Below are 25,196 nucleotides of genomic sequence, written 5' to 3' on the forward strand. Positions count from 1 at the left end.
AACCACTAAAGGACGCCCAACAGCGTCCACAGTCGACGGGATTCGGCATCGGCGCTTATCAGCTCCCCAAGCAACTCGCTCAGGGGCTTGTTGCCCCACTCCACGCCCCGTTTAATCAAATAGGGCACCGGGCTGTGGGGTTCGGTGCGCGCCAGGTACTCGGCGATCAACAGCAATTGCCGGTACGCCTCTTCACGATTCGCCGGCTCGCTGAACGTCTGAGGGGCCGGGATGATGTCCGGCACAGCGGCTGGGCTCGATGTCGCCACCGCAGGCGTTTCGACAGGCGCCGGGGTTGGTTTTCGTGGGTGCATGGCGATGAACTCCTGAACCAGCGTCAACAACGCTTCGATCACATCCTGCAGCGCTTTGAAGCCTGGGGCCTGGTTGCCGAGATACGCGTCGCTCCACACCTCCAGGCGTTGCAAGTGCTGCTGGCTGAGCAGCAGCGTGCCCTGGCTGCGCAACCAGAATGACAACGGGGTGGCGCGAATCTGTTCGGTGAGTTTTTTCTGTTCGTTGCGCGCGTTCTCGGCTGAGGTCTTGGCCGTTTTACTGTCGCTGGCCTGTACCTGGAGCAGCTGCAACCGGCGCCAGGCATCCAGACAGAAACCATCGAATTCATTGTTGCGCGGCTCGAACAACGGCACTCGGGTCAGCAACACTTCAGCGTAGCGTCGAGCCAGCCATTCGAGCGGTATCACCCGCCATGACTGATCGCCGTCCTCAGCCTGTGGGTGCAGGTGCTCGGGATAGCGTTCGCATAACCCGGCCACCAGCGCCAGGCTGCCCGGCAAACCTTCGAGCCCGTCCTGATGCAGCCAGGCCTCCCCCAGCCAGGCGCTGAGCATCAAATCCTTGCTGCGTTCGAGCAGCAGGCTGGTGGTCAGTTTTTCCAGTTCCGGCCATTGGGCGCGCTTGATCGACGACTGCCACACCCCCGTGGGCAAACTGGTGTCGTCCTCACGGCGCAGTTCGCGCAACCGGTCGAACTCAGGCTCATAGCGCAGGTCCTGGCCACAGGGCGCCTCCGCGCTGATCGGTTCGAGCAGTTGGGTGATCAGTTCCGGCAACGGCGTTGAAGGTTGATTCACAGGCCCTCCTTTTGCGGTTCGATGTCCTGGGCTTCAATGCCCGCGGTCGATCTCGTCACCATGAACGGTGAGCGTGGGGCCCGGGTTGGCAAGGGCTGAATGGACAACGGCAATTTCGAGCCCTGGGTCATCAACGACAGACGCACAAACATCAGGGTTTGCTCGGCGGTGGCGGTGCTGGACTGCGTCGTCACGGGCAGGCGCAAGGTCAACGGAAAATCCGTGTAGTCCATGTTCGGCTGGCGTTGCACCGACACGTGCGAACGCATCAAGCGCAATAACGACCACGGACCGCTGTACTCCCAGCCCGCTTCCAGATCCCGCACCACCAGGCTCGGCTGTAACGGATCGTTGGCCGGGCGCTGGTAGCCATTTCGGGCCCAACGCAAGGTCAGCCGAATCGGTTGGCCGACCATCCAGCGCAGGTTCTGCTGAGCCTCGCCGGGGTAGCTGAGCTGTTGATTGCCGGCATTCAAGCCCCAGGCGATCACCTGATCGGCACCGCGTTCTTCCTCTCGATCGGTGCGCCAGCGCACGTCCATCTCCAGCCCCAACACACCGCTCTTGTCGCGCACAAACATCGGACCCAGCCAGGTGCTGGCTTGCTTCAGACGATTGAGAAAGTCCTCGGCGGCCAAGCGCTCCGGGGTCTGGCTCAGCAGCAATCCGGCCTGCGCCACCGGCAAACGCTTGTCGATCAGTTCCAGTAAATGCTGAACCCTGGCCGGGTCGGCGTCAGCCGCTTGAAGGCCATTGGCAAACGGAAAGCGCTCCGCCAGGTACTGATTGAAATAGTTGGCCAAGTCGTTCCACGCCGCCGCGGCCTGTTGCTGTTGCAGGAATTGGCAGCGTTGCATGGCGGTTTGTTGCAGATCCACCGCTCGTAACGCCAGTGTTCCGCGCCCGCCAGACAGGTTGGCGGTTTGCAGGATCTGGCCGCAGGACGTGGCGTCCATTTCGATGAAGTCGCGGCTCACCAACTGCTCGATCTGCGCCGGCGAACTGGCGGGATTCTGCTCCTTGTACTTGAGCAGTTCGTCGTTGAGCGCATTGAACTGCGTCACACGTTCATAATCCAGCGCCGAGAGATTCTGTTGCTGCACTTTCAGCCATTCCAGCGCCGAAGTGCGGCGCTCGGTGATGCCGAGCATGGTGTTGAATTGCTGCTTGAGGCTCAGTTTCAAATCCTGCACGTCGTTGGCGCCATACAGTTGCAGCCCCAGGTTTTTCGAGCCGTCCCACTGACTGATTTCGGCGCGTCCGCTGAACAGGGGCTGGGCGACGATTTCATCGAGGCCACTGATAACTTCGGCCAAGGCGCGGCGGTTCAAGGCTGTTTGCAAACGCGTGGCCAGATCGCTGCGACGCACCTCGACAAAGGCTTTCTGCAAGGCAATCGCCTGGGAGGCCTGCACATTGAAGACGCCGCCGTGGGCCTGCGCATTGTGCTCGCGCAGGCTCGACAACATGGCCTTGACCACCGCGCCTTCGGCCGCTTGCAGCAATGCACCGCGATACGCCGGGGGAATACGCGGCAACTCTTCGGCGGCGTAACTCTTGTAGCTGGCGAAATAGTTCAGCGCACTGTCGAGGTCATCGCCATCAACACCCTGCCCCTGCCCACTCGGGGCTTCGGACCGATCCGCCTGTAAGGCGATGGCCACAAAGTCACGTTTGAATAGCGCCTGCACGGCGTTATTGAGCTGCACCACATGTTCCTGCAAGACCAGTTGCCCACTGCCTTGCTGAATCAACAAATTATCCCGGGAACCGGCCTGAACGATCCATTGATCGCGAAAGCTCTGCTGCAGCTTGGCCGCCTGCATCTCCAACTGTTGTTCCAGTTGCGGTCCGAGCAAGACACTTTTGCGCACATTGTCCAGCAACTCGCGATAGCCAGGCACCAGGTCCTGACCTTTGCCCCGGCCCCACGCCGAATTCGTCAGGCCGATCACAGTTTGCAGGTCATCGACCAGTGCTCGCAAATCTTCGAGCTCGGTGAGGGTGTTGCCACTGCCGGCTTCGAGCCGTTCCAGATGCAGCTTGAGATAACCGGCCTGACGCACGAAATTGTCGGCCAAGAAATACTGATCCAGCCAGCGCTCCATGAGCCCGAGGAAATTTTCCTCGATCACCGGACTCTCGACGGTCAGGTCCAGTGGCCGCAAGTCGCTGCCATCCACATCGAATAACGCCCGGTTGTAAAAACCGGCACGGTGCAAAGTGCCGACGTTGAGGTTTAGCGATAACGCGTTGTTGCTCAGCAACACCAGGTCTTCGAGGGGGGCCTTGGGGCTGTTCAGCGCCTGACTGAACCACTGGTTCTGCTGCTCCAGACGTACCGCGCGCTCTACCAGATCCTTGGCCTTGACGTAGTTTTGCCATTGGGCCGGATCTTCGCTTTCAACGTTGCCCCGTCGTTCGGTGTTGCGGATGGTCTTGAGTTGCGCCAGCTCCGCGCTCAACAGGTCGCGCAACGGCAGCATCAAATGGTTGTGGGCGGTCAGGCGCAACTCGCTTGCCAGCTGCGCATCCAGCGAAGAGAACCAGGAGGTCGGAAATACCACCGAGGTGAAGCTCCAGCCCGGCGCCTTTTCCAGCACCCGCCAGAACCCCTGGACGTTGCGCCGGGTCGACTCCAGCCGATGAGATTCATCGGTGACCGCCGCGTAGTTTTTCTGCGCCCCTTGCAACAGGCGCGAGAGTTCATGGGCCTCCTTGACCGAATCCTGCCAGACCCACAGCATGCCCGCGCCCCAAACCACCGCGACCACCAGCGCCACTGCTCCGGTCACGCGCTGCCAGCGCTGACGCAGGCGTAACAGACGCGGCACCACCTGGGCCAGGCCGCGCTCGGCAACCACCCGCCGCTGCCACAATTGCCGGGCGAAGGCGCTTTGCTGCAACCCGGTGTCGTAGGCCGAAAAGCCGTCAGTGCTGTCTTCCGAGGGCTGATTGGCAGTGAAATAAATACCGCGAAAGCGCGGCGCCTCGCCTTGAGCATTGCCCTGAAAAACCGGCTCCAGCAAAGATTGCAGATGGCGCCGCATGGCTTCGAAGCGTTCCGGCAAGCCATACAATTCGCTGCTCAACTGCCCGGACAAGGCGCCGATTTCGATGATCGATTCCGCCAAGGCCCGAGTCACCTGATCCAGCGCCTGATCGCTCCATTGCGCTTGCCAGACCGCATCGATCCCGTGGGGCGACGACCAACCCACCGTGCGTTCGCGGGCCTCGACCGGTAGCGCGGTGATCAATTCCTGAAAGCCCGGCAACTCTTCCATGCCGGTAATGACCACGTACACCGGCAGGCTCAGCCCGAACCGTTGCAACACATCGATGAAGCGCCGGCGCGCCGCCAACCCGAGGGTCGTGGCTTGCTCGACGTTGCCCAAGCGGCTGACCGGCACCGTCCAGATCACCCCGTCCAGCGGACGTTGACTGCGCAGGCGCAAGATCAATCCCAGCAAGCGCCACCAGCCGCCCCGTTGCAAGTGCATGCCTTCATCCGGCAAAAACAGCGCCTGTGGCACCACCAATACCGCACCTTCAGGGTCCGACCACCAGCGACCGAACCAGGCCGGTTTGTCGGTGGGCTGCAAGCGCCACTGCGTACACAACTGCGTGCCCTGGGTTTCGTTGCCGAGCATCAGCAGCCATGGAATCTGGTAGCGGTCCTGGGCGCCCTGCTCCTGCTCCATGTGCCGCACCGCCAGGTAAAAACTGCGAATCGCCGCACCGCTTTGCGTGCGCAACCACCAAACCGCCACCCCGATAATCGCCAGCACCAACAGCACGGCGATGATGAGGCCGATAATCCCCAGCGTGCTCATGAGTCTTGCTCCGAGGCGGTCACGGAATCGGTCAACTGCAAGACCGGTTCGAGTTCCAGACGAATGTCACGCCAGAACAACTGCCCCAACCCGGTCAGCAGCAGCACCATGGCGAGAATCCCCAGGCCCAGGCGAAAACCGTCGGGCAACGAAAGGCGCACCGGCAATTGCACCGGCGGCACGGCCGAAGGTTGTTCGAGCCGGGCACTGACGTCGGCATAATCCGCCTCGTGCTGCCAGGCAAAGGTGAACAGCGCCAGGCGCCATTTTTCATGCTGGGCCTGATTCTGCTCGCCGCGCAGACGTCCCTGAAACCCCAACACCAGACACTGCAGATAGACATTGGCCAGATCGCGAGTGGTGGGGATTTGTTCGTCCAGCAGCTCCTTGATCGCCAGCGGTATCCGTTCACCGGCCTGACGGCTGGAATACAACCGCGATTCCAGCGGTTTTTCCTGCCAGGCCGACTGGCCCGGCCACGGCGTAAACAGCAAGGTTTCATCGACCAGCGCGACAAAGGCATAGACCAGCGCCTTGACTTGCTCTGTGGCGGCGTCACCGACTTTGGCGAATGCCGTTCTCCAAAGACGCTGGGAGATCTGCGTGGAGAGTTCGACCACCGCTTCCACCAGCGCCTCGTCCTCGCTGTCCTTGGGCAACTGGTTCCAGTCCTGGGACCATTGCTGCCAGGCCTGGCGAAAAGCACTGCTCAATGGTGCTTCGTGGAGGCCTCGTGTACCCGACCCGACATTGCCCTCAGACATATGACGTTCCTTCCTTGATCAAGCACTTTCACCCGCCTGGGCGACAAACAACACCACTTGCCATGGACTGCTGGCCAGCCTGGAAGCCGGTGCGGCAATCAGCAACGGCAACTGCCCGTCGAACCATTGGCCTTCGGCCGTTACCACAAACAACCGCGTATCGTCGCCAACGCTGTAGGCCACTTGTTCATTGCGACTCATGGCCTGATGGGACAACCCGCTCATGCGCTGGCGACTGAGCAGCGCGATGTGCGGCTGCGACGCAATGATCGCCCCGCGCAACCATTCACTCGCGGCCTGTTCGCTGGCACCGTTGGGCATGCGCAAACCGATGACCAGCCGTTGGTTCGGTTGGTCGTCGGGCAACTGAATCGAGAAAGTCTGTTCACTGCGTTCGAACGCCAGGCTGCGGTAACCGGCGCGAATCAGTTCGAGGGTCTTTTCAAGCCAGTCGAGCACCGCTTCATAGCCGCGCTGCAATTCAAGAAAATCCAGCGGAGCAAACGCCGGAACACCGGCCAATGGATCGAGCGCCGACCAAGCGCCAGCCAGCCCGAGCAGCAAGCCATACAGTGCCTGAGGCGTCGCCACCCGACTGTTCAGCAGGCCTTCGACTTCCGGCAGCCGCGCCCAGAGCGCCGTCAACTGACGGCGAATTTCCAGCGCGTCGTCCTGATTGCCGGCCTGCTGCGCCTGGCGCAAACGACCGGCGAGGAACATGCATTTCTCCCGCGCCCGGGCACATAGCCCCGCCACGCGCCGACCCACTACCGACTCAGGCAACAGGCACGGCGTCGGCGGGGTGTAAGGCAATTGAAGAAAGCCGCCGCCCTCCTTGCGAATTCTCAGCAGCGGCAGGCAGACGGAATCCGCCTTGTTCAACTGCGTGCACAAACGCGGGTTCGGACGCCAGACCGTGATCGATTCGGGGTACTCGCCGCTCGTGAGATCCGGCAACGCGTCGCCGACCACCGATTGCAATCGACCCTTGAGCGGCAGCAACTGCCCTGCGCGCCACAGCGGACTGATCGCCAGATACACCGTGACGGTGGCGTTGTCCGTGGCGTCGATCGCTTCACTGACGTCGAGCTCCAGCATCGGCCCCACACCAGCCTGCAGATTGACCGGCAAACCGTCCGGCAAGGTCGCCTGTAAATTGATCAGTCGTACCAGCCCGGCGCTCAATGCCGAAGGATCGAACTCGACGCGAGTCACGCCCCAGAACCACGGATTACAGGCCTGGGCAAAATGCGCCACCAGCGCCTCGGCCCGCAGCCCTTGCAACTGAAAATGCTGGGGCAACAACTGCATGCCCTCATGCCAGCAAACCGCGTCAGGTAGCAGACTCATACGATTCCCTTCGACCTCTGGTGGCGCCGCGCAAAAAAATGGGCGGTCTGGCCCGCTTTTCGTAGGAGCCAGGCATTGCTCTGGTCGTCCAGCCGTAACCGGTGTGCTCCGGGAGTGTTATAGCTGGCGAAGACTAAAAGTCCAGCCGCCCGCTTGCCCCCCAGCGGGAAGGGTTGTTTGTCGATGAATTGACCGGGCACCAGCTCCAGTCCCCACACCGTCATCAGCTGTCGGTAGTCGCGCTGGAACTGCTCGCGTTCGGCGAACCATTGCCGGGCGGTGATGCCCGACAACTGCTTGAGCAGGTCCGCGTCGTTCACCGCAATGAAGTCCACCGCAATCGGCGTGTCATCGTTGGCGCGGGGCGCGACGTCCAGCGTCAGGTTATCGAGGTCGACACGAGGCCCGAACAACGAACACCCGGCGAGTGACAGGAGCAGAACCACAGAAAAAAAACGGGTGTCCAAAATGAATTTTCCTTTTCTCGACACGGTCCAAAATTGTTTTTTGTTTGCTTTTTTATAGACCTGTTCTAGCGTCTTGGGTAGTTCGGTCGACACGCCGAATGTGGAAGGTTCGTCAAAGGAATGACAGGTCCTCTGCCCTCCCTTTCTAACCTACGGTCCAGTAAGGGAATGCGATGAAACGGGCCTCCCGATGCATTGCGCCCGCCTCATGCATCGGAGTCAGCCACCATGGCAGAAAGTACTCAGCACAAGCTCGACAGGGTTCGCCCGCCCCGGGTGCAAATCACCTACGACGTCGAAATCGGCAACGCCATCGAGAAAAAAGAATTGCCATTGGTTGTCGGCATTCTCGCCGACCTCTCCGGCAAGCCTCTCGAGCCACTCCCGAAACTGAATGAACGGCGCTTCACCGAAATCGACCGCGACAACTTCAACGAAGTGCTCGCCTCGATCGGCCCGCGCGCCACCTTGCAGGTCACCAATACCCTCAGCGGCGACGACAGCAAACTCAACATCGAGCTCAACTTCAAACACATCGACGACTTCGACCCGGTCAAGGTGGTTGAGCAAGTGACCCCGCTGCGGCGTCTGTTCGAAGCCCGTCAGCGTCTGCGCGATCTGTTGACCAAGCTCGACGGCAACGATGATCTGGACAAGCTGTTGCGCGACGTCATCGCCAACACCGAGGGTCTGCAAGAGATCAAGTCGGCCCGCCCGGAAACCGCCGCTCCCGCCCCCGCGGGCGATGCAGATGTACCGGCCGAACCGCAAGCCTGATCGTTCATCCACTTAGGGAGAATTCGCCATGCCCGCCTCATCCGCCGCGCAGAGCCAAGCCAGCGACAGCACAGCCCAGACCTTGTCCCTGCTCGATGAAATAATCGCCAAAGGCCGCATGGCCCACGACGACAGTCAGCAGGATTACGCCCGCGACATGCTCGCGGAATTCGCCACCCAGGTACTCGACGAAGGCATGGCCATCGACAAGGACACCGTGGCGATGATCAACGACCGCATCAGCCAGATCGACGAACTGATCAGCGCTCAGCTCAACGAAGTGTTGCACCACCCGGACCTGCAAAAACTCGAGGCCTCCTGGCGCGGCCTGCACATGCTGGTGCAGAACACCGAAACCAGTACTCGGTTGAAACTGCGGTTGCTCAACGTGACCCAGAAAGAGCTGCAGAACGATCTGGAAAAAGCCGTCGAGTTCGACCAGAGCGCACTGTTCAAGAAGATCTACGAAGAGGAATACGGCACCTTCGGCGGCCACCCGTTCAGCCTGCTGGTGGGTGACTACACCTTCGGCCGGCATCCGCAGGACATCGGCCTGCTGGAGAAACTCTCGAACGTCGCCGCGGCCGCTCACGCACCGTTCATTGCCGCCGCCAGTCCTCGACTGTTCGACATGAACAGCTTCACCGAACTGGCCGTGCCGCGTGACCTGTCGAAAGTCTTTGAGAGCCAGGAGCTGATCAAGTGGCGCTCGTTCCGCGAAAGCGAAGACTCGCGTTATGTGTCGCTGGTGCTGCCGCACTTCCTGCTGCGTCTGCCCTACGGCCCTGACACGTCGCCGGTGGAAGGCATCAACTACGTCGAAGACGTCAACGGCAGCGACCACGGCAAATACCTGTGGGGCAATGCCGCGTGGGCCTTGTCGCAACGGATTACCGAAGCCTTCGCCAAGTACGGCTGGTGCGCGGCGATTCGCGGTGCCGAAGGCGGTGGTGCGGTCGAAGGCCTGCCGGCCCATACCTTCCGCACCACCTCTGGCGACCTGTCGCTCAAATGCCCGACCGAAGTGGCGATCACCGACCGCCGCGAGAAAGAGCTCAACGACCTCGGTTTCATCGCCCTGTGCCACAAGAAAAACAGTGACGTGGCGGTGTTCTTCGGTGGCCAGACCACCAACAAGTCCAAGCTCTACAACACCAATGAGGCGAACGCCAACGCGCGAATTTCGGCGATGTTGCCGTACGTGCTCGCAGCCTCGCGTTTTGCGCACTACCTGAAGGTGATCATGCGCGACAAGGTCGGCAGCTTCATGACCCGCGACAACGTGCAGACCTACCTCAATAACTGGATCGCCGACTACGTGCTGATCAACGACAACGCGCCGCAAGAAATCAAGGCGCAGTACCCGTTGCGTGAAGCCCGAGTGGATGTGACCGAGGTCGCCGGCAAACCGGGCGCCTACAAGGCCACGGTGTTCCTGCGGCCGCACTTCCAGCTCGAAGAGCTGACCGCGTCGATCCGCCTGGTCGCGACCCTGCCGCCACCGGTAGCCGCCTGACCTGCCTCCCGCCGGCCAACCCGGCGGGATTCCCTCTGCTTATCTAGCACGATTACTTTCAGGAGTTTCATGCGATGGATGCAATCATTCTCGACCTCGGCGGCGACATCAAAGGCGATAGCCTGCTCGAGGGCTACAAGGACAAGATCGAAGTCATGTCCTACAGCCACAACGTGGCGATGCAGGTGACCAACGACGTCAGCAACTCGGAGCGGACCTCCGGCAAGCCGCACATCGGCGAGTTCACCCTGACCAAATTTGTCGACAGCTCGACGCCCTCTCTCAACGAATATTGCTGCGCCGGCAAACCAATCCCCGAAGCCAAAATCACCATCGGCCGCAACGCCGCCGAAGGCAGCGGTCAGCTGATGCCGTTCATCATCTACACCCTGACCAACGTCGTGCTGTCCAACGTCAGCGTCAGTGGCGGTACCGGTGGCAAACCGGTGGAAACCCTGTCGCTGAACTTCACCAAAATCAAATGGGAACTCACCGCACAGAAAGACGACGGCACCAAGGAAGGCACGGCCGCCTCGACCTGGGACATGGCCGCCAACAAACTCATCAAAGCCAAGTAAGCGGACGCGTCGGCCATGGCAGGCACCGGCATGCTCCCACCGTTGTTCGAGCGCCTCGCCGCAAGCGAGGTCGACACCGTGCAGGTGTTCGATCGCCAGGGGCTGCTCGACTCGGTACACACGGAGTTGCTGCGCTTGTTCAACACTCGACGCGGCCAACGTCCACTGACCTCCCCACCGAGCATTCTCGACTACGGCATCGCTGACTGGACCGCTTTGCAACAGCAGCGCAGCGATGACCGTCGTCAGTTGGCGCGGGAAGTCCGCGAGGCCATTACCCACTTCGAACCGCGCCTGCAATTGGGCGAGGTTCAGGTCAATCCGGTCCCCGGCCATCCGCAGCAACTGAGCATTCGGCTACTGGGCGAGTTGCGCAGCGGCCAGCAGCACTGGCCCGTGGCATTTGTCATCGAGAAGGTCAGCGATGGCCTTGAGGTGCGTCATGAGCGACTCGATTGACCCGCAACTGCTCGATTACTACCAGCGCGAACTGACCTGGCTGCGGCACGCCGGGAGCATTTTCGCCGAGCGTTATCCCAAGGTCGCCAGACGCCTGGAATTGTCCCCCGGTGAATGCCCCGACCCGCATGTCGAACGACTGCTCGAAGGTTTCGCCTTGCTCGCGGCACGCCTGCAACGACGGCTCGATGACGACTACGCCGAATTCAGCGACGCCTTGCTCGAACAGCTTTACCCGCTGGCCATGCGGCCGTTGCCGTCCTGCGCGATCGTGCAGTTCGAGCCGGACCCGAGCAAAGGCAACCTCGCCGGCGGTTACCCGTTGCCACGCGACACGCCACTGTTCGTCACCACCAGCAAAGGCGAAAGCATCCATTTCCGCACCAGCGCCGCGGTTCGCTTATGGCCGATAGAAATCAACGAAGCACTGCTGCTGGGCAGCGATGAAGCACAGGCTCTGACCGGTGTGGCGCAAGCGCGCTCGGCCCTGCGCCTGAGCCTGCGCTGCCTCGGTGAAAGCCAATGGTCGGAGCTGGCGATCAAACAGTTACGCGTGCACCTGGCCGCCTCCCCGGTGATCAACGCCTGCCTGTATGACCTGCTCGGCGCCCACGCCGTGAAGGTGCTGGCCGGCCCCATCGGCAGCGTGCCGAAAGTGCTGGCGGGGTTGCCAGACATCGTCGGTTTTGCCAGCGACGAAGTGCTGTTGCCGGACGAGGACGGTGTGCATCCGGGCATGCGCCTGCTCGCCGAGTATTTCGCCTTCCCGGACAAATTCAATTTCTTCGATATCCCGTTGGCCGGTGCTACCAGCGACAGCCAGACGCTGTACCTGTACATCGTTTTCGACCGCGCCCCGGCAAACCGGCTGCACCTTCAAGCCAGCGACTTTGCCTTGGGCTGTGCGCCGGTGATCAATCTGTTTCCGCGAACCTCGGAGCCTCTGCGCCCGGACGGCACCCGTAGCGAGTACCGTCTGGTTGCCGACAGTCATCGGGAAAACAGCGTCGAGATCCACAGCATCCGGGCGATGCGCGCCAGTTCCAGTCTGGGTGTGCAACGCGTTCCCGCCTATTACGGCAGCCAGCATATCGGCGGTGAAAAGCAATGCTACTGGCACGCGCGACGGGTCAGCGGCATGACCCCGAATCGTCTGGGCACCGACCTGATGGTGAGCCTGGTGGACACCCGCCTCGATCCATTGTCCGAGGCGATCGAATACAGCCTCACCGCCGAACTGCTGTGCACCAACCGACACCTGGCCCAGAGCCTGCCCGCTGGGACACCACTGGGTTTCGAACGACCGGGGCCGGTGGCCTGGGCTCGTCTGCGCAACCCACCCAGCCCACAGAGCTTGCCGCGACTGGATGGCGAATCCCGTTGGCGTCTGGTGTCGCAACTGACCCTCAATCATTTGTCGCTGGTCGAGGGGCCGCAGGCACTGGATGCCCTCAAGGAAATCCTCCAGTTGCACAACCTGCGCGACGAGGCCAGCGCCCTGCGACAGATTGAAGGCTTGCTGGGCCTTGGCTGCGAACGGGTGATCGCCCATGTCGGCGAAGACGCGTGGCGCGGCTGGCGCAATGGGCTGGAGGTTCAGCTGCAACTCGATCCGCAGCATTTCGTCGGCAGCAGCGCCGTGTTGTTTTCAGCGGTGCTGGCGCAGTTCTTTTCACTCTATGCCACGGCCAATCGCTTTGTGCGCACGGTCCTGGTCCAGTCAGACAAGGAGGTCAAGACATGGCAACCCCAAGCCGGCATGCCACTCTCCCTCTGAGCCTGAGCCAGAAGCTGCGACGCGACCCACAGGCGTTCGAGTTGTTGCAGGCGTTGCTGCTGCTGGAGCGCGAACACCCGCAAGCTGAATCCCTGGGCAGCGGCACTGCGCCTCAAGCGGAAGCCCTGCGCCTGCGCGGCCCGTTGACGCCGCTTTTTTCCGCCAGCGAAATCGAAAGCCTGACCCAGGAAGCCGGCCAGCAACCGACGCTCAGTACCCCGGTGTTTGGCCTCGGCGGGCCCGATGGCCCCCTGCCCTACGCCTATCAGGAATGGCTGCAGCAACGGGCACGCGCCAAGGATCATGCACCGGCCGAGTTCCTTGATCTGTTCCAGCATCGCTTGCTCAGCCTGCTGTACAAGGTGATGCGCAAACACCGGATTGCCATCGGCTTCACGGCCCCCGGCGTGTCCCCAGTGCAGGCGCAACTGCGGGCGCTGACCGGGTTGTTGCCCAAAGCCTTGCAGGAACGTCAGGCCGTTCCCGATTCCGCAGTACTGGCGTGCAGCGCGCTGTTTGCCGACGGGCGTCGCTCCCTCGCCGGCTTCGCCGCGATCGTGCGCGAGCACTTCGAACTGCCGGTCGCACTCAGCGCCTATGAAGGTGCCTGGCGGGAAATCCCACCCGCCAGTCGCAGCCGCCTGCAACCGGGAGGCCGCAATCTGCAACTGGGCCGTAGCGCCGTGGCCGGCACCCGAGTCTGGGATGAACACGCAGGCTATCGCCTGACCCTCGGCCCGCTGACCTCGGCGCAGGCGGCGCGATTTCTGCCGGACGGTGAATCCCATCCAGCACTGGCCAGCCTCAGTGCTTTGTACTTCGGCCCCGATCTGGATTGCACCCTGGTGCTGTTGGTGCGCGGCGCCAGCCCGATAAAACTCGGTCGCCAAGCCCCGCCCTTGCTCAGTTGGAACGGCGGCCTGCAACGCCAGACCAGTCTCGCCGTGCAACAGATCGAAACCCGCCTTCGTCAGCTGGAGATCACCTGAACATGGAACTGGCCAGCCTGATCGGACGCCTCAACCCGGACAATCGCCGCGCCCTCGAACGGGCCGCGCAACGCTGCCTGCAACGGGGTCATCATTACGTCGAAATCGAACACCTGCTGCTGGAGCTGCTAGATATCGAGGGCGGTGACTTCGCCTGGCTGCTGCCGCGCTTCGGCCTGGAGCGCGATGCCCTGACGGCGGAAATCAACAAGGCCCTGGAACTGTTCAAATCCGGCAGCACCCGCACCCCGGCGCTCTCGGCGCAAACCATCGGCTTGCTCGAAGACGCGGTGGTGCAAGCCAGCGTGCTCGGTCTCGACAGCATCCGTTCCGGTTTGCTGCTGCTGGCCTTGCTCGACCGCGATGAGCGCCGCAGCCTGCTGCTCAATAGCGCCTCGTCATTGTTGAAAATTCCCCGGGAAGCATTGCGCAGCAATCTGCTGGAGTGGACCGAAAACTCTCGCGAACACGTCGGCGGCACGCGGCCCGTTAGCGCCGGCAAGCCGCAGCCGAAACAGGATTCGGTGCTCGATCAGTTCACCCAGGACCTGACCGCCGACGCCCACGCCGGGCGCATCGACCCCATCGTCGGCCGCGACGGCGAGATTCGTCAGTGCATCGACATCCTGCTCAGGCGTCGACAGAACAACCCGATCCTGGTCGGCGCGCCGGGCGTGGGCAAGACGGCAGTGGTCGAAGGCCTGGCCTTGCGCATTGCCGCCGGCGATGTGCCGCCGTCGCTGCAGGAAGTCAGCCTGCGGGTACTCGACCTCGGGTTGTTGCAGGCCGGTGCCGGGGTCAAAGGCGAGTTCGAGCAGCGGCTCAAAGGCGTGATTGACGCGGTGCGCAGCGCCGACAAACCGATCATTCTGTTTATCGACGAAGCCCACACCCTGATTGGTGCTGGCGGCGCGGAAGGTGGCAGCGACGCGGCCAATCTGCTCAAACCGGCGCTGGCCCGTGGCGAGTTGCGCACCCTCGCCGCAACAACCTGGCTTGAGTACAAAAAATACTTCGAGAAAGACCCGGCCCTGGCCCGGCGTTTTCAGTTGGTGCAGGTGGAGGAGCCGGACGAAACCACTGCCGTGGAAATGCTCCGTGGCGTGGCCGCGAAACTGGAACAGCACCACGGCGTGCAAGTGCTCGACGCGGCGATCCACGAAGCGGTGAAACTGTCCCATCGATACATCTCCGGGCGCCAGTTGCCGGACAAGGCCATCAGTGTGCTCGACACCGCTTGCGCCCGGGTCGCCCTCGGCCAGCACGACGTGCCGCCACCGCTGGAAAGCTTGCGCCATCGCCAGCAAAGCCTCAAAGACGAAGTCGAACGCCTGCGTCGCGAACAGGCCACCGGGCTTGATCATCGTGAACGCATCACCCTGCTGGAAACCGAATCCGTCGGTAATGTGCAAGCCATTCGCGACCTGGAAATCCGCTGGAACGAAGAACGGATTGCCGTGCGCGAACTGCTGGAAACTCGCCGCGAATTACTCACCTTGAGCGAGCGCGCCGACAACGACAAACCGGACGAAGCCACCGACAGCCGCATCGATCATCTGGCCGCCGAACTGGTACGACTCGAGGCCGGTCTGGACGCCATACGCCAAGACGATCCGCTGGTGCCGGAACAGGTCGACGCAAAAACCGTGGCCGCCGTCATCGCCGGCTGGACCGGCATTCCGGTAGGCAAGATGCTCGCCGACGAAGCCCACGCCGTACGCACCCTCGGCCAACGCATGGGCCAGCGAGTCATGGGCCAAAGCACCGCGCTGAACACCATCGCTCAACGCCTGCAAGCCTACCGCGCCGGCCTCACCGACCCGCAAAAACCGGTCGGCGTATTCCTCCTGGTCGGCCCCACGGGCGTGGGCAAAACCGAAACCGCTTATGCGTTGGCCGATGCGCTCTACGGCGGTGAACGCAACCTGATCAGCATCAACCTCTCCGAATACCAGGAAGCCCACACCGTCAGCCAACTCAAAGGCGCCCCGCCCGGTTACGTCGGTTATGGCAGCGGTGGCGTGCTCACCGAAGCGGTGCGACGCAAACCCTATTCGGTGGTGCTGCTCGACGAAATCGAAAAGGCCCACCCGGATGTGCTCGAAGCCTTTTACAACGTCTTCGACAAAGGCGTGATGGAGGACGGTACCGGCCTGGTGGTGGACTTCAAAAACACCGTGATGCTTGCGACCAGTAACGTTGGAGCTGAATTACTGCTCGATACACCGGTGTCGCAACTGGGCACCGATGCCTTCAATGAAGCGCTGCATAAAGTGTTGCTGAAGGCGTTTCGGCCAGCGTTTCTGGCACGCATGACGGTGGTGGCATATCGGCCGCTGGATGAGGCGACGCTGGAAGGGATTGTGTTGGCGAAACTGGAGAAGTTGCGTGGGCGGTATAAGGCCGCGACCGGGAAGCAATTTGAGTTTGATGCCGGGATTGTGCAGGCGGTGTTGGCCAAGTGCAGTGCGGCGGGTGCAAGGGATGTTGAGAATGTGTTGATGACGCAGGTGACAGGGAAGTTGGCGGAGTGGGTGTTGGAATGAACTATTCCCGCCAGGTGCAGGGAATAAACGCTTGAACACTGTTTGAAGAGGTAAAGGACTATGTCGGAAATAGATTTCTCTCCCAAATTTATAAAGGCCGTCAATCGCATGATTAACCACAATTCACCAGGTGAGGTGGGATTACTGATGCGTTGGGATAATGATGACAGCATGCTCTGGACAATATGGTCAGAGCGCTTTTCGGACGGGTCGGGTTTAGCCGGATATAACAGACGGCAAGTGCAGCGATTGGAAATAAAAAAAGGCAATCTCGTTGCCTGCAAACCTACCGTGCTTGGCGGACATGCAGAAGAAATCATGATCCGGAGTTGGGATGGCTACCGAAAAGAAGTAAATAAAACAGACGACCCTAGAATTGTGGATATTTTCCTTACACACAGTCCATGCCTGGACTCTTCGAATATATTTTCCGATGAATTCGGAACATGGCCGAAAGGCTGCGCACCGAAACTCAGCAAGTTCATAAATGGCATCGGGAAAACCATCGAATGGCGAATCGCCTTCTGGGACTACTACGGTTCGTTTTCTTCCCGCTCGAACGCCATCGCCGCAGTGGAGATAATAGGAAAAATCAGTAACGCTACCATCTACAAAATATTCAAGTAGCTAACGCATACCGAGCCATTTCAGCAGGATATTGGCATGACGGAAAGACATAAAGTTGGTCGTTACTCAGGCGGCAATGTGGCAATGACAGGGGCAAACCCCATGTACGCCACCTGGCTAGCCGCTAACCAAGCCACTAATGGCGGCACCATTCCCGACTTGGCCAGTATTTGCCATGAATCCTCTTCGACTCGCCGCGCCTTGGCCGGTTCGGGAGCGTCCCATGGAACCTGTTTCGCGCTGATCGAACATTTCGATTCCGCACGTGGCTTACTAATGTACAAATTCGGCGACAGCGCACTGAAACTGGATCTCCTCGGAACCTACACCACCACAACCAAGAAAGTAGTTACGACCCTACGCGGACATGCGGAAATCAGTGCACTGGCCCAAGCGATCAACAGCGTTGCACTTCCGGATGGCGACTACAGCAACTTCATCACCCGTATTTATATCGAACTAAGTCCCTGTCATCTTTGTGGACCGCAGCTCGATCCCTATATCGGAAATTCGGTATTGATGTACAGCTACACCTATGGAAATGACACCGAGATGGGCGGCTGGGTCAGCGACAACCAAGCTGCCATACATGAGAAGGGCGGCAAGTTCAAGTGACAGCATAGTTATTGGTAATAGCCAACACTTGATTATTAGCCTGAGCAACGTTTTACCCGCTAGCAACAAATAAGGATCGACCATGAAATACAGAGCCACCATTGAAGAAGCACTGAAAGCCTGGCACGCCATCCGCTTTCATTGGCTCAAGAGCGCTGAAAGCAAGGCCGCCGCCAACCTTCTTCGTCAGCTTATCGATAGCAGTCAGTATGACAACGTGCTCAAACAAGCCGTTGAATGGTTCACTGACCAATGCAACGAGGCCTTCACCTATCAGAATGTTACCTATAGCCGACTCAAGACCACGTCGGCACTCTATGTGCAACTCAACACCCACCTGAAATCCGCCGAGGGACCGAATTTGTCGCCGGTTGCCAGCAGTTCCTCCTCGAGCGTCCCGACAACGATAAGGATGGGCAGCAGCGTTGCGCCTGTGTCCGGGAATTCTTCCAGTGGTCTTGGTCTTGGCCTCGCCCCTGCTTCCGCCTCTGGCCTGAGTCTTTCTTCTTCCAGTGGTGTGCGGCCTATTGAATTGCAAATAAGAAAGTATGAAAAGCTCTGGGCGAAGATCACGGTAACGGATATTCCCACCAACAAACATGGCGTTTACAACTACACAAAAGATGACCCGATCACAACGCAACAAAAAGGCTCTGCTTCGGGCGTGGTAGAAATTACACTGAGAATCGCAGGCAAACCGCTTGAAGCCCCAGAGTTCTGGGTTCTGTTGGGAGGCATGGTCCTGAAGTCAACATTTGGAAGATGCTTTAGCTGTGCCGCCGCGGCTGTTCACACGTTGGTCCATGATGAATACTTCGATCGATGCGAAGTGGTCATTATGGGTACTAAAAAGTATGATCATTACTTTGTTTGCGTCGCTAATACCCTAGGTGATATCAAATCCGGCGACGGCATTGCCATCGATATCTGGCAAGCAAATTTATCTAAAAAACCCGATGCTTATGCCCACTACCCAGCCAGTACCTTCACGTATTGGCACAAAGCGGAAATCATCTGCGTTATTCCCCAAAGTAGACGTACAGAATTTCGCGAGCTAGTAAAAACCCGAAATAACATCGAACACCCGAAATAGCATGCCTTAACCATCACCTGAGGTTGCTCGATGCCACGCACCATTGACAGCAACACCAGCCTTTCGCTGACTGCCTCAGCGTTGGCGGCGCTGTATCCTGAGTCCATTTGCGGCGAGGAAGCCCTCAACGGCCTAGGCAGGCAGACCTTGAATTGCCTCAACGACGGCACCTCATTAACCCTGACCACCGCCATCGCCACCCACCTCACCACCACCTTGCACAACGACGCCCAAACTCGCCCGTTCGACGCACTCGTCGCCGAAATCCGCCAACTACCCGCCGACGCCACCGCCGAACGCTATCAGTTGGTGCTGCGCCCGTGGCTTTGGTGGCTGACCCTGGCCAGCAACAACCGTGTGTTCCAGAACCTCAGCACCTCTGACATCGTCACCACGATTTTCAAGGCCCACGGGTTCACCGATTTCCTGCTGAAGCTAAGCGGCAGTTACACCCCGCGCGAATACTGCGTGCAGTACGGCGAAACCGATTTCGCCTTCGTTTCGCGGTTGCTGGAGGATGAAGGGATTTTCTGGTTTTTCACCCACGAGGACGGCAAGCACACGTTGGTGTTGGGGGACAGTAATGATGCGTTTGTGCAGATTCCCAACGGGCCGAAAGTCAGCTATCTCAGCCAGCAGTTGGGTGAACGTGAATTGCACGGTATCCGCTCCGGGCAGGTGTGTGTGCAGGCAGTGGCCGGGGTGTATCAGGCGACAGATTACGAGTTCACCACCCCGACCACCTCGCTCTACAGCAAGGCCGAAGCAGTCGCCGGGCCGCGGTCGATGTACGAGCATCCGGGCAGCTACAACGCCAAGACGCGCGGCGATGCGTTGACCAAGCAACGGGTCGACGGCTTGCGCAGTCAGGAGAAACGTTTCGTCGGTGAAAGCGATTGCCGCTGGCTGGTGCCTGGGCACTGGTTCACCCTCGCAGGGCACGATGATTCGACGTTGAATATCGATTGGGTGGTGACGGCGGTGACTCACGAAGCCAGCCATGACAATTATCGCAACCGCTTCGAAGCCATCCCCAAAACCACACCTTTTCGCCCGGCGAGAACCACACCCAAGCCGCGCATGCACACGCAAACAGCAATTGTGGTCGGTAAATCCGGCGAAGAAATCTGGACCGACGAATACGGCCGGATCAAGTTGCAGTTCCCGTGGGATCGCGACGGCAAGAACGACGAAGCCAGTTCCTGTTGGGTGCGGGTAGTGTTGCCCTGGAGCGGCAAGGGTTTCGGCATGCAGTTCGTGCCGCGGATCGGCCAGGAAGTCATCGTGACGTTTATCGATGGCGATCCAGACCGACCGCTGGTGACCGGTTGCGTCTACAACGGCGACAACGCCCTGCCCTATGCGCTGCCGGCGAATCAGACCCAGTCCGGGATCAAGACCCAATCATCCAAGGGCGGCGGTGGTTTCAACGAGTTGCGCTTCGAGGACAAGAAGGACGCCGAAGAGGTGTTTCTGCAGGCGCAGAAGGATCTGAAGATCAACGTGCTCAACGACACCACCGCCACCGTCGGCCACGACGAAACCCTCACCGTGCAGAACGCCCGCACGCGCACGGTGAAAGAAGGCGATGAGACCGTGACGCTGGAGAAAGGCAAACGCAGCGTGACCATCCAGACGGGCAGCGACAATCTCGATGTGAAGGACAGTCGCACGGTGACCGTGGGCGCAGACCAGACCCACAGCACCGGCGGCAACTACACGCACAAGGTCACGGGTGATTACAGCCTGACGGTGGACGGCAATCTGACCATCAAAGTGACCGGTACTCTGACCTTGCAAAGCGGTGGCAGTTTCACGATCAAAAGCGGCGCCGATCTGGCGGCCGAGGCCAGTACTTCGATCAGCCAGAAGGCCGGCACGTCCCTGAGCAATCAGGCCGGTACCTCGTTGGAGAACAAGGCCGGGACGACGATGACCAACGATGCCGGGATCAGCCTGACCAACAAGGGCGCCGCTTCGCAGACCGTGGATGGCGGCGGCATGCTGACCATCAAGGGTGGTCTGGTGCAGGTCAACTGACGAGGAGAACCGATGGCCATCACGCCGCTGGACCTGCAGCAGAACGATAAACACCTCAAAGGTCGCTTGTTGGATGGCCAGCTCGACGGTGCGTTGCACATCAAGGATGACGGTCGCGCGCAGGCCGATTTGCAGTACAGCCAGGGCGAGCTGCAAGGCACTACCCTGCTTTACCACCCCAATGGCAAGGTCTCGGCGCAGCTGCCGTTTGTTCGTGACAAGCTGCAAGGGATCGCCAGTTTCTATGCGCCGCAAGGCTGGCTACAGCGCAAGGCGACTTACCGCCGAGGGCTGCTGGATGGCGAGGCGTTCAATTACTTTCCCGATGGGCAACTGGCGGAGGCCGAGTTCTACCGCGACGGTGTGCGCGACGGACGCTATCAGCGCTTTCATTCCAACGGTAAAACTGCCGTCGAGGCTCGATATCTCAATGGTCAGTTGCTGGAGCCGGAACAGGGTTTTGCGAGCGATGGGCGACCGCTGGATGCTGAAGGCAAGCCGATTTCACGGGTGCGTTGGTGGTTTCGGCGCTGGAGTGATCCCGAGCAGACCTGAGCCCTGTAGCAGCTGGCGAAGCCTGCGTTCGACGGCGCAGCCGTCGCAAACCCTGAATACAAGGTATTCCTGACACTGCGAGGTGGCTGATTTCACGACGGCTTCGCCGCCGAACGCAGGCTTCGCCAGCTGCTACAAAGGTTGTTGGAAGTCAGGGAATCAGCATTTGCATTTGCCCTGGCATCACGATCTTGATGACGCCGGCCCAGTTGCACATCAACGTGCTGTTGGCATCGATGGCCGGCATGCCGCCCAGCAGCAGGGTCGGCGCGCCGCCGGGAATCCAGGGGGTGGCCGTGGCCGGGATGCACGGCATCGGCGTCAATACGCCCAGCGCGGCAGCGGTGGCGGCCGCGACCATCGGGTTGGCCATGCTCATGCACGTGCCGAACGGCATGACGTTCACCAGCGGAATGTGGTCCATGATGTTCGCCGCCGGCATGCCCCCGGTCAGCGTGCGGTTCACCGGCAGCACGTTGAGTACCGCCGGTGCCGCGCCGAAACTGCATTGCAGGGTCGCGGTGGCGCAAACTTGCGGACAGCCCATGTCGAATCTCCTTCCTGGAAGCAGCACTCCCCTGAACCATAGTCCGCCGAGCCTGTTCGCGCACATCAGGAACGCTGATTATCCAGCAACACGCTAACCTATAAGACCGAACCGCGCTTGTGGCGACCCCGGCGCACCATTAGATTAGCCAATGATGTCTGGCCTCCAAAATAAGCAGAAGGGATAAGCATGGCGCTTACTGACCAGTCCACCCGTATCCGCTCTGGCGAAGAACTCGATGCCAGCCTGATCGATCCGTACCTCAAGGCGCACATTCCGGGCCTGAGCGGCTTGCCGAAAATCAGCCAGTTTCCGGGCGGTGCATCGAACCTGACTTACCTGCTGGAATACCCCGAACAGGAATTCGTCCTGCGTCGGCCTCCATTCGGTCACAAGGCCAAGTCCGCCCACGACATGGGCCGCGAATTTCGCATCCTCAATCAGCTGCGAGACGGTTTCCCCTATTGCCCCAAAGCCTACGTGCATTGCACCGACGAATCAGTGATCGGCGCCGAGTTTTATGTGATGGAACGGGTCAAGGGCATCATCCTGCGCTCCGAACTGCCGCCGGAACTGGGCCTTGATTCAGCGAAGACCGAAACCCTGTGCAAGAGCTTCATCGACAAGTTCGTGGAACTGCACCAGGTCGACTACAAGGCCTATGGCCTGGGCGACCTCGGCAAACCCGAAGGCTATGTAGCACGGCAAATCAAAGGCTGGAGCGAGCGCTATGAAAAAGCCCTGACGCCGGATGCGCCGAGTTGGGAAGCGGTGAAGGCCTGGCTCAACGACAAGATGCCGGCCGATCACCCGACGTCGAGCATCGTCCATAACGATTACCGCTTCGACAATGTGATTCTCGACCCCGAGAACCCGATGCAGATCATTGGCGTGCTGGATTGGGAACTGACTACCCTCGGCGACCCGCTGATGGACCTGGGCAACACCCTCGCCTACTGGATCGAGGCCGATGACCCGGCGCCGGTGCAATTGATGCGTCGCCAGCCAAGCCACGCCCCAGGCATGCTGACCCGCCGTGAATTCGTCGATTACTACGCCGAGCGCGCCGGCATCCAGATCGACAATTTCGACTTCTACTACACCTACGGCCTGTTCCGTCTGGCCGGCATCGTGCAGCAGATCTACTACCGCTTCTTCCATGGTCAGACCCAGGACAAACGCTTCGCACAGTTCATTCACATGAACAAACTGCTGGAGCAGATGAGCCTGCAAGTCATCTCGAAATCCAGCCTCTGATCACGGCCGCTGACCGGGCCCATAAACAAGGAAAAATCATGTCCAAGACTCAGTTGTTCGACCTCGACGGCAAGATCGCTTTCGTCTCCGGCGCCAGCCGCGGCATCGGTGAAGCCATCGCCAAACTGCTGGCGCAGCAAGGTGCCCACGTCATCGTTTCGAGCCGCAAACTCGACGGCTGCCAGCACGTCGCCGATGCGATCATCGCCGCTGGCGGCAAAGCCACCGCCGTCGCTTGCCACATCGGTGAGATGGAACAGATCACCCAAGTCTTCGCCGGCATCCGCGAACAGTTCGGGCGCCTGGACATTCTGGTCAACAACGCCGCGACCAACCCGCAGTTCTGCAACGTCCTGGACACCGACCTCAGCGCCTTCCAGAAAACCGTCGATGTGAACATTCGCGGCTACTTCTTCATGTCGGTGGAAGCCGGCAAACTGATGCGCGAACACGGCGGCGGCAGCATCATCAACGTCGCCTCGATCAATGGTATTTCGCCGGGGATCTTCCAGGGCATCTACTCGGTGACCAAGGCAGCGGTGATCAACATGACCAAAGTCTTCGCCAAGGAATGCGCGCAATTCGGCATCCGTTGCAACGCCTTGCTGCCGGGTCTGACCGACACCAAGTTTGCTTCGGCGCTGGTGAAAAACGACGCCATTCTGAAAACCGCGTTGCAGCAGATTCCGCTCAAGCGTGTGGCGGATCCGAGTGAAATGGCCGGGGCGGTGTTGTACTTGGCGAGTGATGCGTCGAGCTACACCACTGGGGTTTCGTTGAATGTGGATGGGGGGTTCTTGTCCTGATTCGGTACTGCGAATAAACCGAAGGCAGCCTCAGGGCTGCCTTTTCAGTTTTCAGTACTCACCACTGATCGTTCCAACGCTCTGCGTGGGAATGCCTCACCGGACGCTCTGCGTCCGCTCTTTTGGGACGCGGAGCGTCCCTGGCTGCATTCCCACGCGGAGCGTGGGAACGATCAGATCGCAGCCATATCGGACCCAATTATAAGAATATTTATTCCATCATTTGCACATTAGGAATATTTATTCCATAAATAGCCCTCCTGAAAATAAGAATCCAAAGGACCCCGGCTATGCGCGAACTCGGTATCGGACTCATCGGCACAGGTTTCATGGGCCGCGCCCATGCCTTGGCCTTTCGCAACGTCAGCGCCGTTTTTGAATTGCCGCTGAAGCTCAAGCTCGCCGCCCTCGCAGACGCCGACCCGCTACGCGCCCGACATTGCGCCGACGCTTGGGGCTTCGATGCCGCTCACAGCGACTGGCAACAGCTGATCAATGATCCCAAGGTCAACCTGATCGCTATCACTACGCCTAATCATCTGCACTGCCCCATGGCCATGGCCGCCCTCGCCGCCGGCAAACCGGTGTACTGCGAAAAGCCACTGGCGGTGAACCTCGAACAGGCCAGCGCCATGCGCCTGGCCGCTAAAGCTGCAGGCGTGGTGACGCGGGTCGGGTACAACTATCAGCACAACCCGATCATCGGCCTCGCTCGGGATCTGATTCAAAACGGAGCGCTGGGGCAGATCATCAGTTTCCAGGGCGAATTCAGCGAAGACTTCATGGCCGATCCCGTTTCACCCTGGTCCTGGCGTTGCGACGCCGATTACGCCGGCGGTGCCTTGGCGGATCTTGGTAGTCACTTGCTGGCCATGGCCCGTCATCTGCTGGGCGATATCGAGGCGGTGTGCGCGGATACCCAGACCGTGCATGCCCAACGCCCTGTTACGTTGGGTGGTCAGGAACGACGCGAGGTCGCGGTTGACGATCAGGTCCACGCGTTGCTGCGGTTCGCCAACGGCGCGCGCGGCACGTTCAGCAGCAGTTGGCTCAAACACGGTTACAAGAATCACCTGAGTTTTGAAATCAGCGGCACCCGGGGCACCCTGGCGTTCGATCAGGAACGCTTGAATGAACTGCGGATGTATCGCGCAGGGCAAGGCGGTTTTCAACGGCTGCTGGCAGGGCCGGATTTGCCGGGTTATGCCGCTTTCAGCCCGGCACCGGGGCATCAGTTGGGTTACAACGAACTCAAGACCCTTGAAGTGCATGAGTTGGTGATGGCGCTGGCCGGCCTCGGTCAGGTTGGGACGGATTTCGAGCAGGCATGGGAAGTCGAACGCCTGGCGACGGCGATCCGTTTGGCGGCACAGGAGTCGCGGTGGGTCAGGATCGAAGAAATCTGACCAGACGCTCAAGCCACGCACGCCAGTTGAACAGAGGGCCACTGGCGGTACACGCCATCACACCGACGCAGGCTTACTGAGTGACGCAACGGGTCAGGGT

General features: G+C 60.2%; 21 protein-coding genes. 15 read left to right on the top strand and 6 right to left on the bottom strand.

Going from position 1 to position 25,196, the window contains the following annotated elements; all coding sequences use genetic code 11:
* Window positions 1-5 precede the first annotated feature (5 nt).
* Genes tssA through NHU87_RS01410 form a run of 5 tightly spaced genes read right to left on the bottom strand, consistent with a single transcriptional unit; the run spans window position 6 to window position 7,508 of the window.
* On the bottom strand, window positions 6-1,094 hold the full coding sequence (tssA, locus tag NHU87_RS01390) for a type VI secretion system protein TssA (RefSeq protein ID WP_253544916.1): 1,089 nt from the start codon (window positions 1,092-1,094) through the stop codon (window positions 6-8).
* Window positions 1,091-4,927 (bottom strand): type VI secretion system protein, encoded by a 3,837-nt coding sequence (locus NHU87_RS01395; protein WP_253544917.1) that lies wholly within the window; start codon window positions 4,925-4,927, stop codon window positions 1,091-1,093. The genes tssA and NHU87_RS01395 overlap by 4 nt, the downstream gene beginning before the upstream one ends.
* Window positions 4,924-5,691 (bottom strand): DotU family type IV/VI secretion system protein, encoded by a 768-nt coding sequence (locus NHU87_RS01400; RefSeq protein ID WP_253544918.1) that lies wholly within the window; start codon window positions 5,689-5,691, stop codon window positions 4,924-4,926. Before NHU87_RS01400 ends, NHU87_RS01395 begins: the two co-directional genes overlap by 4 nt.
* An 18-nt stretch (window positions 5,692-5,709) precedes the next feature.
* Window positions 5,710-7,041 carry a type VI secretion system baseplate subunit TssK gene (tssK, locus tag NHU87_RS01405; protein WP_253544919.1) on the bottom strand — a complete coding sequence of 444 codons (1,332 nt, stop codon included), beginning with the start codon at window positions 7,039-7,041 and terminating at the stop codon, window positions 5,710-5,712.
* Window positions 7,038-7,508, bottom strand: a complete 471-nt coding sequence (locus NHU87_RS01410; protein WP_253545614.1) for a type VI secretion protein — start codon at window positions 7,506-7,508, stop codon at window positions 7,038-7,040. The genes tssK and NHU87_RS01410 overlap by 4 nt, the downstream gene beginning before the upstream one ends.
* Before the next feature lie 228 nt (window positions 7,509-7,736).
* On the opposite strand from NHU87_RS01410, the gene tssB reads away from it, so the two are divergent.
* The 12 genes from tssB (at window position 7,737) to NHU87_RS01470 (ending at window position 21,080) form a co-directional block, all read left to right on the top strand.
* Window positions 7,737-8,285, top strand: a complete 549-nt coding sequence (tssB, locus tag NHU87_RS01415) for a type VI secretion system contractile sheath small subunit (protein ID WP_253544920.1) — start codon at window positions 7,737-7,739, stop codon at window positions 8,283-8,285.
* Window positions 8,286-8,313: 28 nt separating this feature from the next.
* Window positions 8,314-9,801 (top strand): type VI secretion system contractile sheath large subunit, encoded by a 1,488-nt coding sequence (gene tssC, locus NHU87_RS01420; protein ID WP_038984146.1) that lies wholly within the window; start codon window positions 8,314-8,316, stop codon window positions 9,799-9,801.
* 74 nt (window positions 9,802-9,875) lie between these two features.
* Window positions 9,876-10,379: an Hcp family type VI secretion system effector gene (locus tag NHU87_RS01425; RefSeq protein ID WP_038984147.1), complete on the top strand. Its 504-nt coding sequence runs from the start codon at window positions 9,876-9,878 to the stop codon at window positions 10,377-10,379.
* 15 nt (window positions 10,380-10,394) lie between these two features.
* Window positions 10,395-10,838 carry a type VI secretion system baseplate subunit TssE gene (tssE, locus tag NHU87_RS01430; protein WP_253544921.1) on the top strand — a complete coding sequence of 148 codons (444 nt, stop codon included), beginning with the start codon at window positions 10,395-10,397 and terminating at the stop codon, window positions 10,836-10,838.
* On the top strand, window positions 10,822-12,615 hold the full coding sequence (tssF, locus tag NHU87_RS01435) for a type VI secretion system baseplate subunit TssF (RefSeq protein ID WP_253544922.1): 1,794 nt from the start codon (window positions 10,822-10,824) through the stop codon (window positions 12,613-12,615). The genes tssE and tssF overlap by 17 nt, the downstream gene beginning before the upstream one ends.
* Complete coding sequence (tssG, locus tag NHU87_RS01440) at window positions 12,579-13,604, top strand: type VI secretion system baseplate subunit TssG (protein ID WP_253544923.1); 1,026 nt, start codon at window positions 12,579-12,581, stop codon at window positions 13,602-13,604. Before tssF ends, tssG begins: the two co-directional genes overlap by 37 nt.
* 2 nt (window positions 13,605-13,606) lie before the next feature.
* Entirely contained in the window at window positions 13,607-16,150 is a 2,544-nt protein-coding gene (gene tssH, locus NHU87_RS01445; protein ID WP_253544924.1) for a type VI secretion system ATPase TssH, read from the top strand.
* 60 nt (window positions 16,151-16,210) lie between these two features.
* A complete protein-coding gene (locus NHU87_RS01450; protein ID WP_253544925.1) occupies window positions 16,211-16,777 on the top strand; it encodes a hypothetical protein in 567 nt (188 codons plus the stop codon).
* A 36-nt stretch (window positions 16,778-16,813) separates the two neighbouring features.
* Window positions 16,814-17,392: a hypothetical protein gene (locus tag NHU87_RS01455; RefSeq protein ID WP_253544926.1), complete on the top strand. Its 579-nt coding sequence runs from the start codon at window positions 16,814-16,816 to the stop codon at window positions 17,390-17,392.
* Between the two features lie 82 nt (window positions 17,393-17,474).
* On the top strand, window positions 17,475-18,485 hold the full coding sequence (locus NHU87_RS01460; protein WP_253544927.1) for a hypothetical protein: 1,011 nt from the start codon (window positions 17,475-17,477) through the stop codon (window positions 18,483-18,485).
* Between the two features lie 30 nt (window positions 18,486-18,515).
* On the top strand, window positions 18,516-20,525 hold the full coding sequence (gene tssI, locus NHU87_RS01465; protein WP_253544928.1) for a type VI secretion system Vgr family protein: 2,010 nt from the start codon (window positions 18,516-18,518) through the stop codon (window positions 20,523-20,525).
* Window positions 20,526-20,537: 12 nt separating this feature from the next.
* A complete protein-coding gene (locus NHU87_RS01470; RefSeq protein WP_253544929.1) occupies window positions 20,538-21,080 on the top strand; it encodes a toxin-antitoxin system YwqK family antitoxin in 543 nt (180 codons plus the stop codon).
* 151 nt (window positions 21,081-21,231) lie between these two features.
* Here NHU87_RS01470 and NHU87_RS01475 read toward each other — a convergent pair whose 3' ends face one another.
* Window positions 21,232-21,627, bottom strand: coding sequence for a DUF4280 domain-containing protein (locus NHU87_RS01475; protein ID WP_007899527.1), 396 nt, complete (start codon window positions 21,625-21,627; stop codon window positions 21,232-21,234).
* A 189-nt stretch (window positions 21,628-21,816) separates the two neighbouring features.
* Here NHU87_RS01475 and NHU87_RS01480 point away from each other — a divergent pair, with 189 nt between their 5' ends.
* The 3 genes from NHU87_RS01480 to NHU87_RS01490 all read left to right on the top strand — a co-directional run bounded on the left by NHU87_RS01480 (window position 21,817) and on the right by NHU87_RS01490 (window position 25,096).
* The gene (locus NHU87_RS01480) at window positions 21,817-22,884 is read left to right on the top strand and encodes a phosphotransferase family protein (RefSeq protein WP_253544930.1); all 1,068 of its coding nucleotides are present in this window, start codon (window positions 21,817-21,819) and stop codon (window positions 22,882-22,884) included.
* 38 nt (window positions 22,885-22,922) lie between these two features.
* A complete protein-coding gene (locus NHU87_RS01485) occupies window positions 22,923-23,690 on the top strand; it encodes an SDR family oxidoreductase (protein ID WP_008009686.1) in 768 nt (255 codons plus the stop codon).
* A 290-nt stretch (window positions 23,691-23,980) separates the two neighbouring features.
* Complete coding sequence (locus tag NHU87_RS01490) at window positions 23,981-25,096, top strand: Gfo/Idh/MocA family protein (RefSeq protein ID WP_253544931.1); 1,116 nt, start codon at window positions 23,981-23,983, stop codon at window positions 25,094-25,096.
* The last annotated feature ends 100 nt before the right edge of the window (window positions 25,097-25,196 follow it).

The sequence above is a fragment of the Pseudomonas mandelii genome, from assembly GCF_024138395.1.
Classification (GTDB): Bacteria; Pseudomonadota; Gammaproteobacteria; order Pseudomonadales; family Pseudomonadaceae; genus Aquipseudomonas; species Aquipseudomonas mandelii_E.

What these genes read in the sequence shown, in the direction of transcription:
- NHU87_RS01395 (WP_253544917.1), bottom strand. Translation starts at nt 4,927, where the DNA reads ATGAGCACGCTGGGGATTATCGGCCTCATCATCGCCGTGCTGTTGGTG.
- NHU87_RS01400 (WP_253544918.1), bottom strand. Translation starts at nt 5,691, where the DNA reads ATGTCTGAGGGCAATGTCGGGTCGGGTACACGAGGCCTCCACGAAGCA.
- tssK (WP_253544919.1), bottom strand. Translation starts at nt 7,041, where the DNA reads ATGAGTCTGCTACCTGACGCGGTTTGCTGGCATGAGGGCATGCAGTTG.
- tssB (WP_253544920.1), top strand. Translation starts at nt 7,737, where the DNA reads ATGGCAGAAAGTACTCAGCACAAGCTCGACAGGGTTCGCCCGCCCCGG.
- tssC (WP_038984146.1), top strand. Translation starts at nt 8,314, where the DNA reads ATGCCCGCCTCATCCGCCGCGCAGAGCCAAGCCAGCGACAGCACAGCC.
- NHU87_RS01425 (WP_038984147.1), top strand. Translation starts at nt 9,876, where the DNA reads ATGGATGCAATCATTCTCGACCTCGGCGGCGACATCAAAGGCGATAGC.
- tssE (WP_253544921.1), top strand. Translation starts at nt 10,395, where the DNA reads ATGGCAGGCACCGGCATGCTCCCACCGTTGTTCGAGCGCCTCGCCGCA.
- tssF (WP_253544922.1), top strand. Translation starts at nt 10,822, where the DNA reads ATGAGCGACTCGATTGACCCGCAACTGCTCGATTACTACCAGCGCGAA.
- tssG (WP_253544923.1), top strand. Translation starts at nt 12,579, where the DNA reads ATGGCAACCCCAAGCCGGCATGCCACTCTCCCTCTGAGCCTGAGCCAG.
- tssH (WP_253544924.1), top strand. Translation starts at nt 13,607, where the DNA reads ATGGAACTGGCCAGCCTGATCGGACGCCTCAACCCGGACAATCGCCGC.
- NHU87_RS01450 (WP_253544925.1), top strand. Translation starts at nt 16,211, where the DNA reads ATGTCGGAAATAGATTTCTCTCCCAAATTTATAAAGGCCGTCAATCGC.
- NHU87_RS01455 (WP_253544926.1), top strand. Translation starts at nt 16,814, where the DNA reads ATGACGGAAAGACATAAAGTTGGTCGTTACTCAGGCGGCAATGTGGCA.
- NHU87_RS01460 (WP_253544927.1), top strand. Translation starts at nt 17,475, where the DNA reads ATGAAATACAGAGCCACCATTGAAGAAGCACTGAAAGCCTGGCACGCC.
- tssI (WP_253544928.1), top strand. Translation starts at nt 18,516, where the DNA reads ATGCCACGCACCATTGACAGCAACACCAGCCTTTCGCTGACTGCCTCA.
- NHU87_RS01470 (WP_253544929.1), top strand. Translation starts at nt 20,538, where the DNA reads ATGGCCATCACGCCGCTGGACCTGCAGCAGAACGATAAACACCTCAAA.
- NHU87_RS01475 (WP_007899527.1), bottom strand. Translation starts at nt 21,627, where the DNA reads ATGGGCTGTCCGCAAGTTTGCGCCACCGCGACCCTGCAATGCAGTTTC.
- NHU87_RS01480 (WP_253544930.1), top strand. Translation starts at nt 21,817, where the DNA reads ATGGCGCTTACTGACCAGTCCACCCGTATCCGCTCTGGCGAAGAACTC.
- NHU87_RS01485 (WP_008009686.1), top strand. Translation starts at nt 22,923, where the DNA reads ATGTCCAAGACTCAGTTGTTCGACCTCGACGGCAAGATCGCTTTCGTC.
- NHU87_RS01490 (WP_253544931.1), top strand. Translation starts at nt 23,981, where the DNA reads ATGCGCGAACTCGGTATCGGACTCATCGGCACAGGTTTCATGGGCCGC.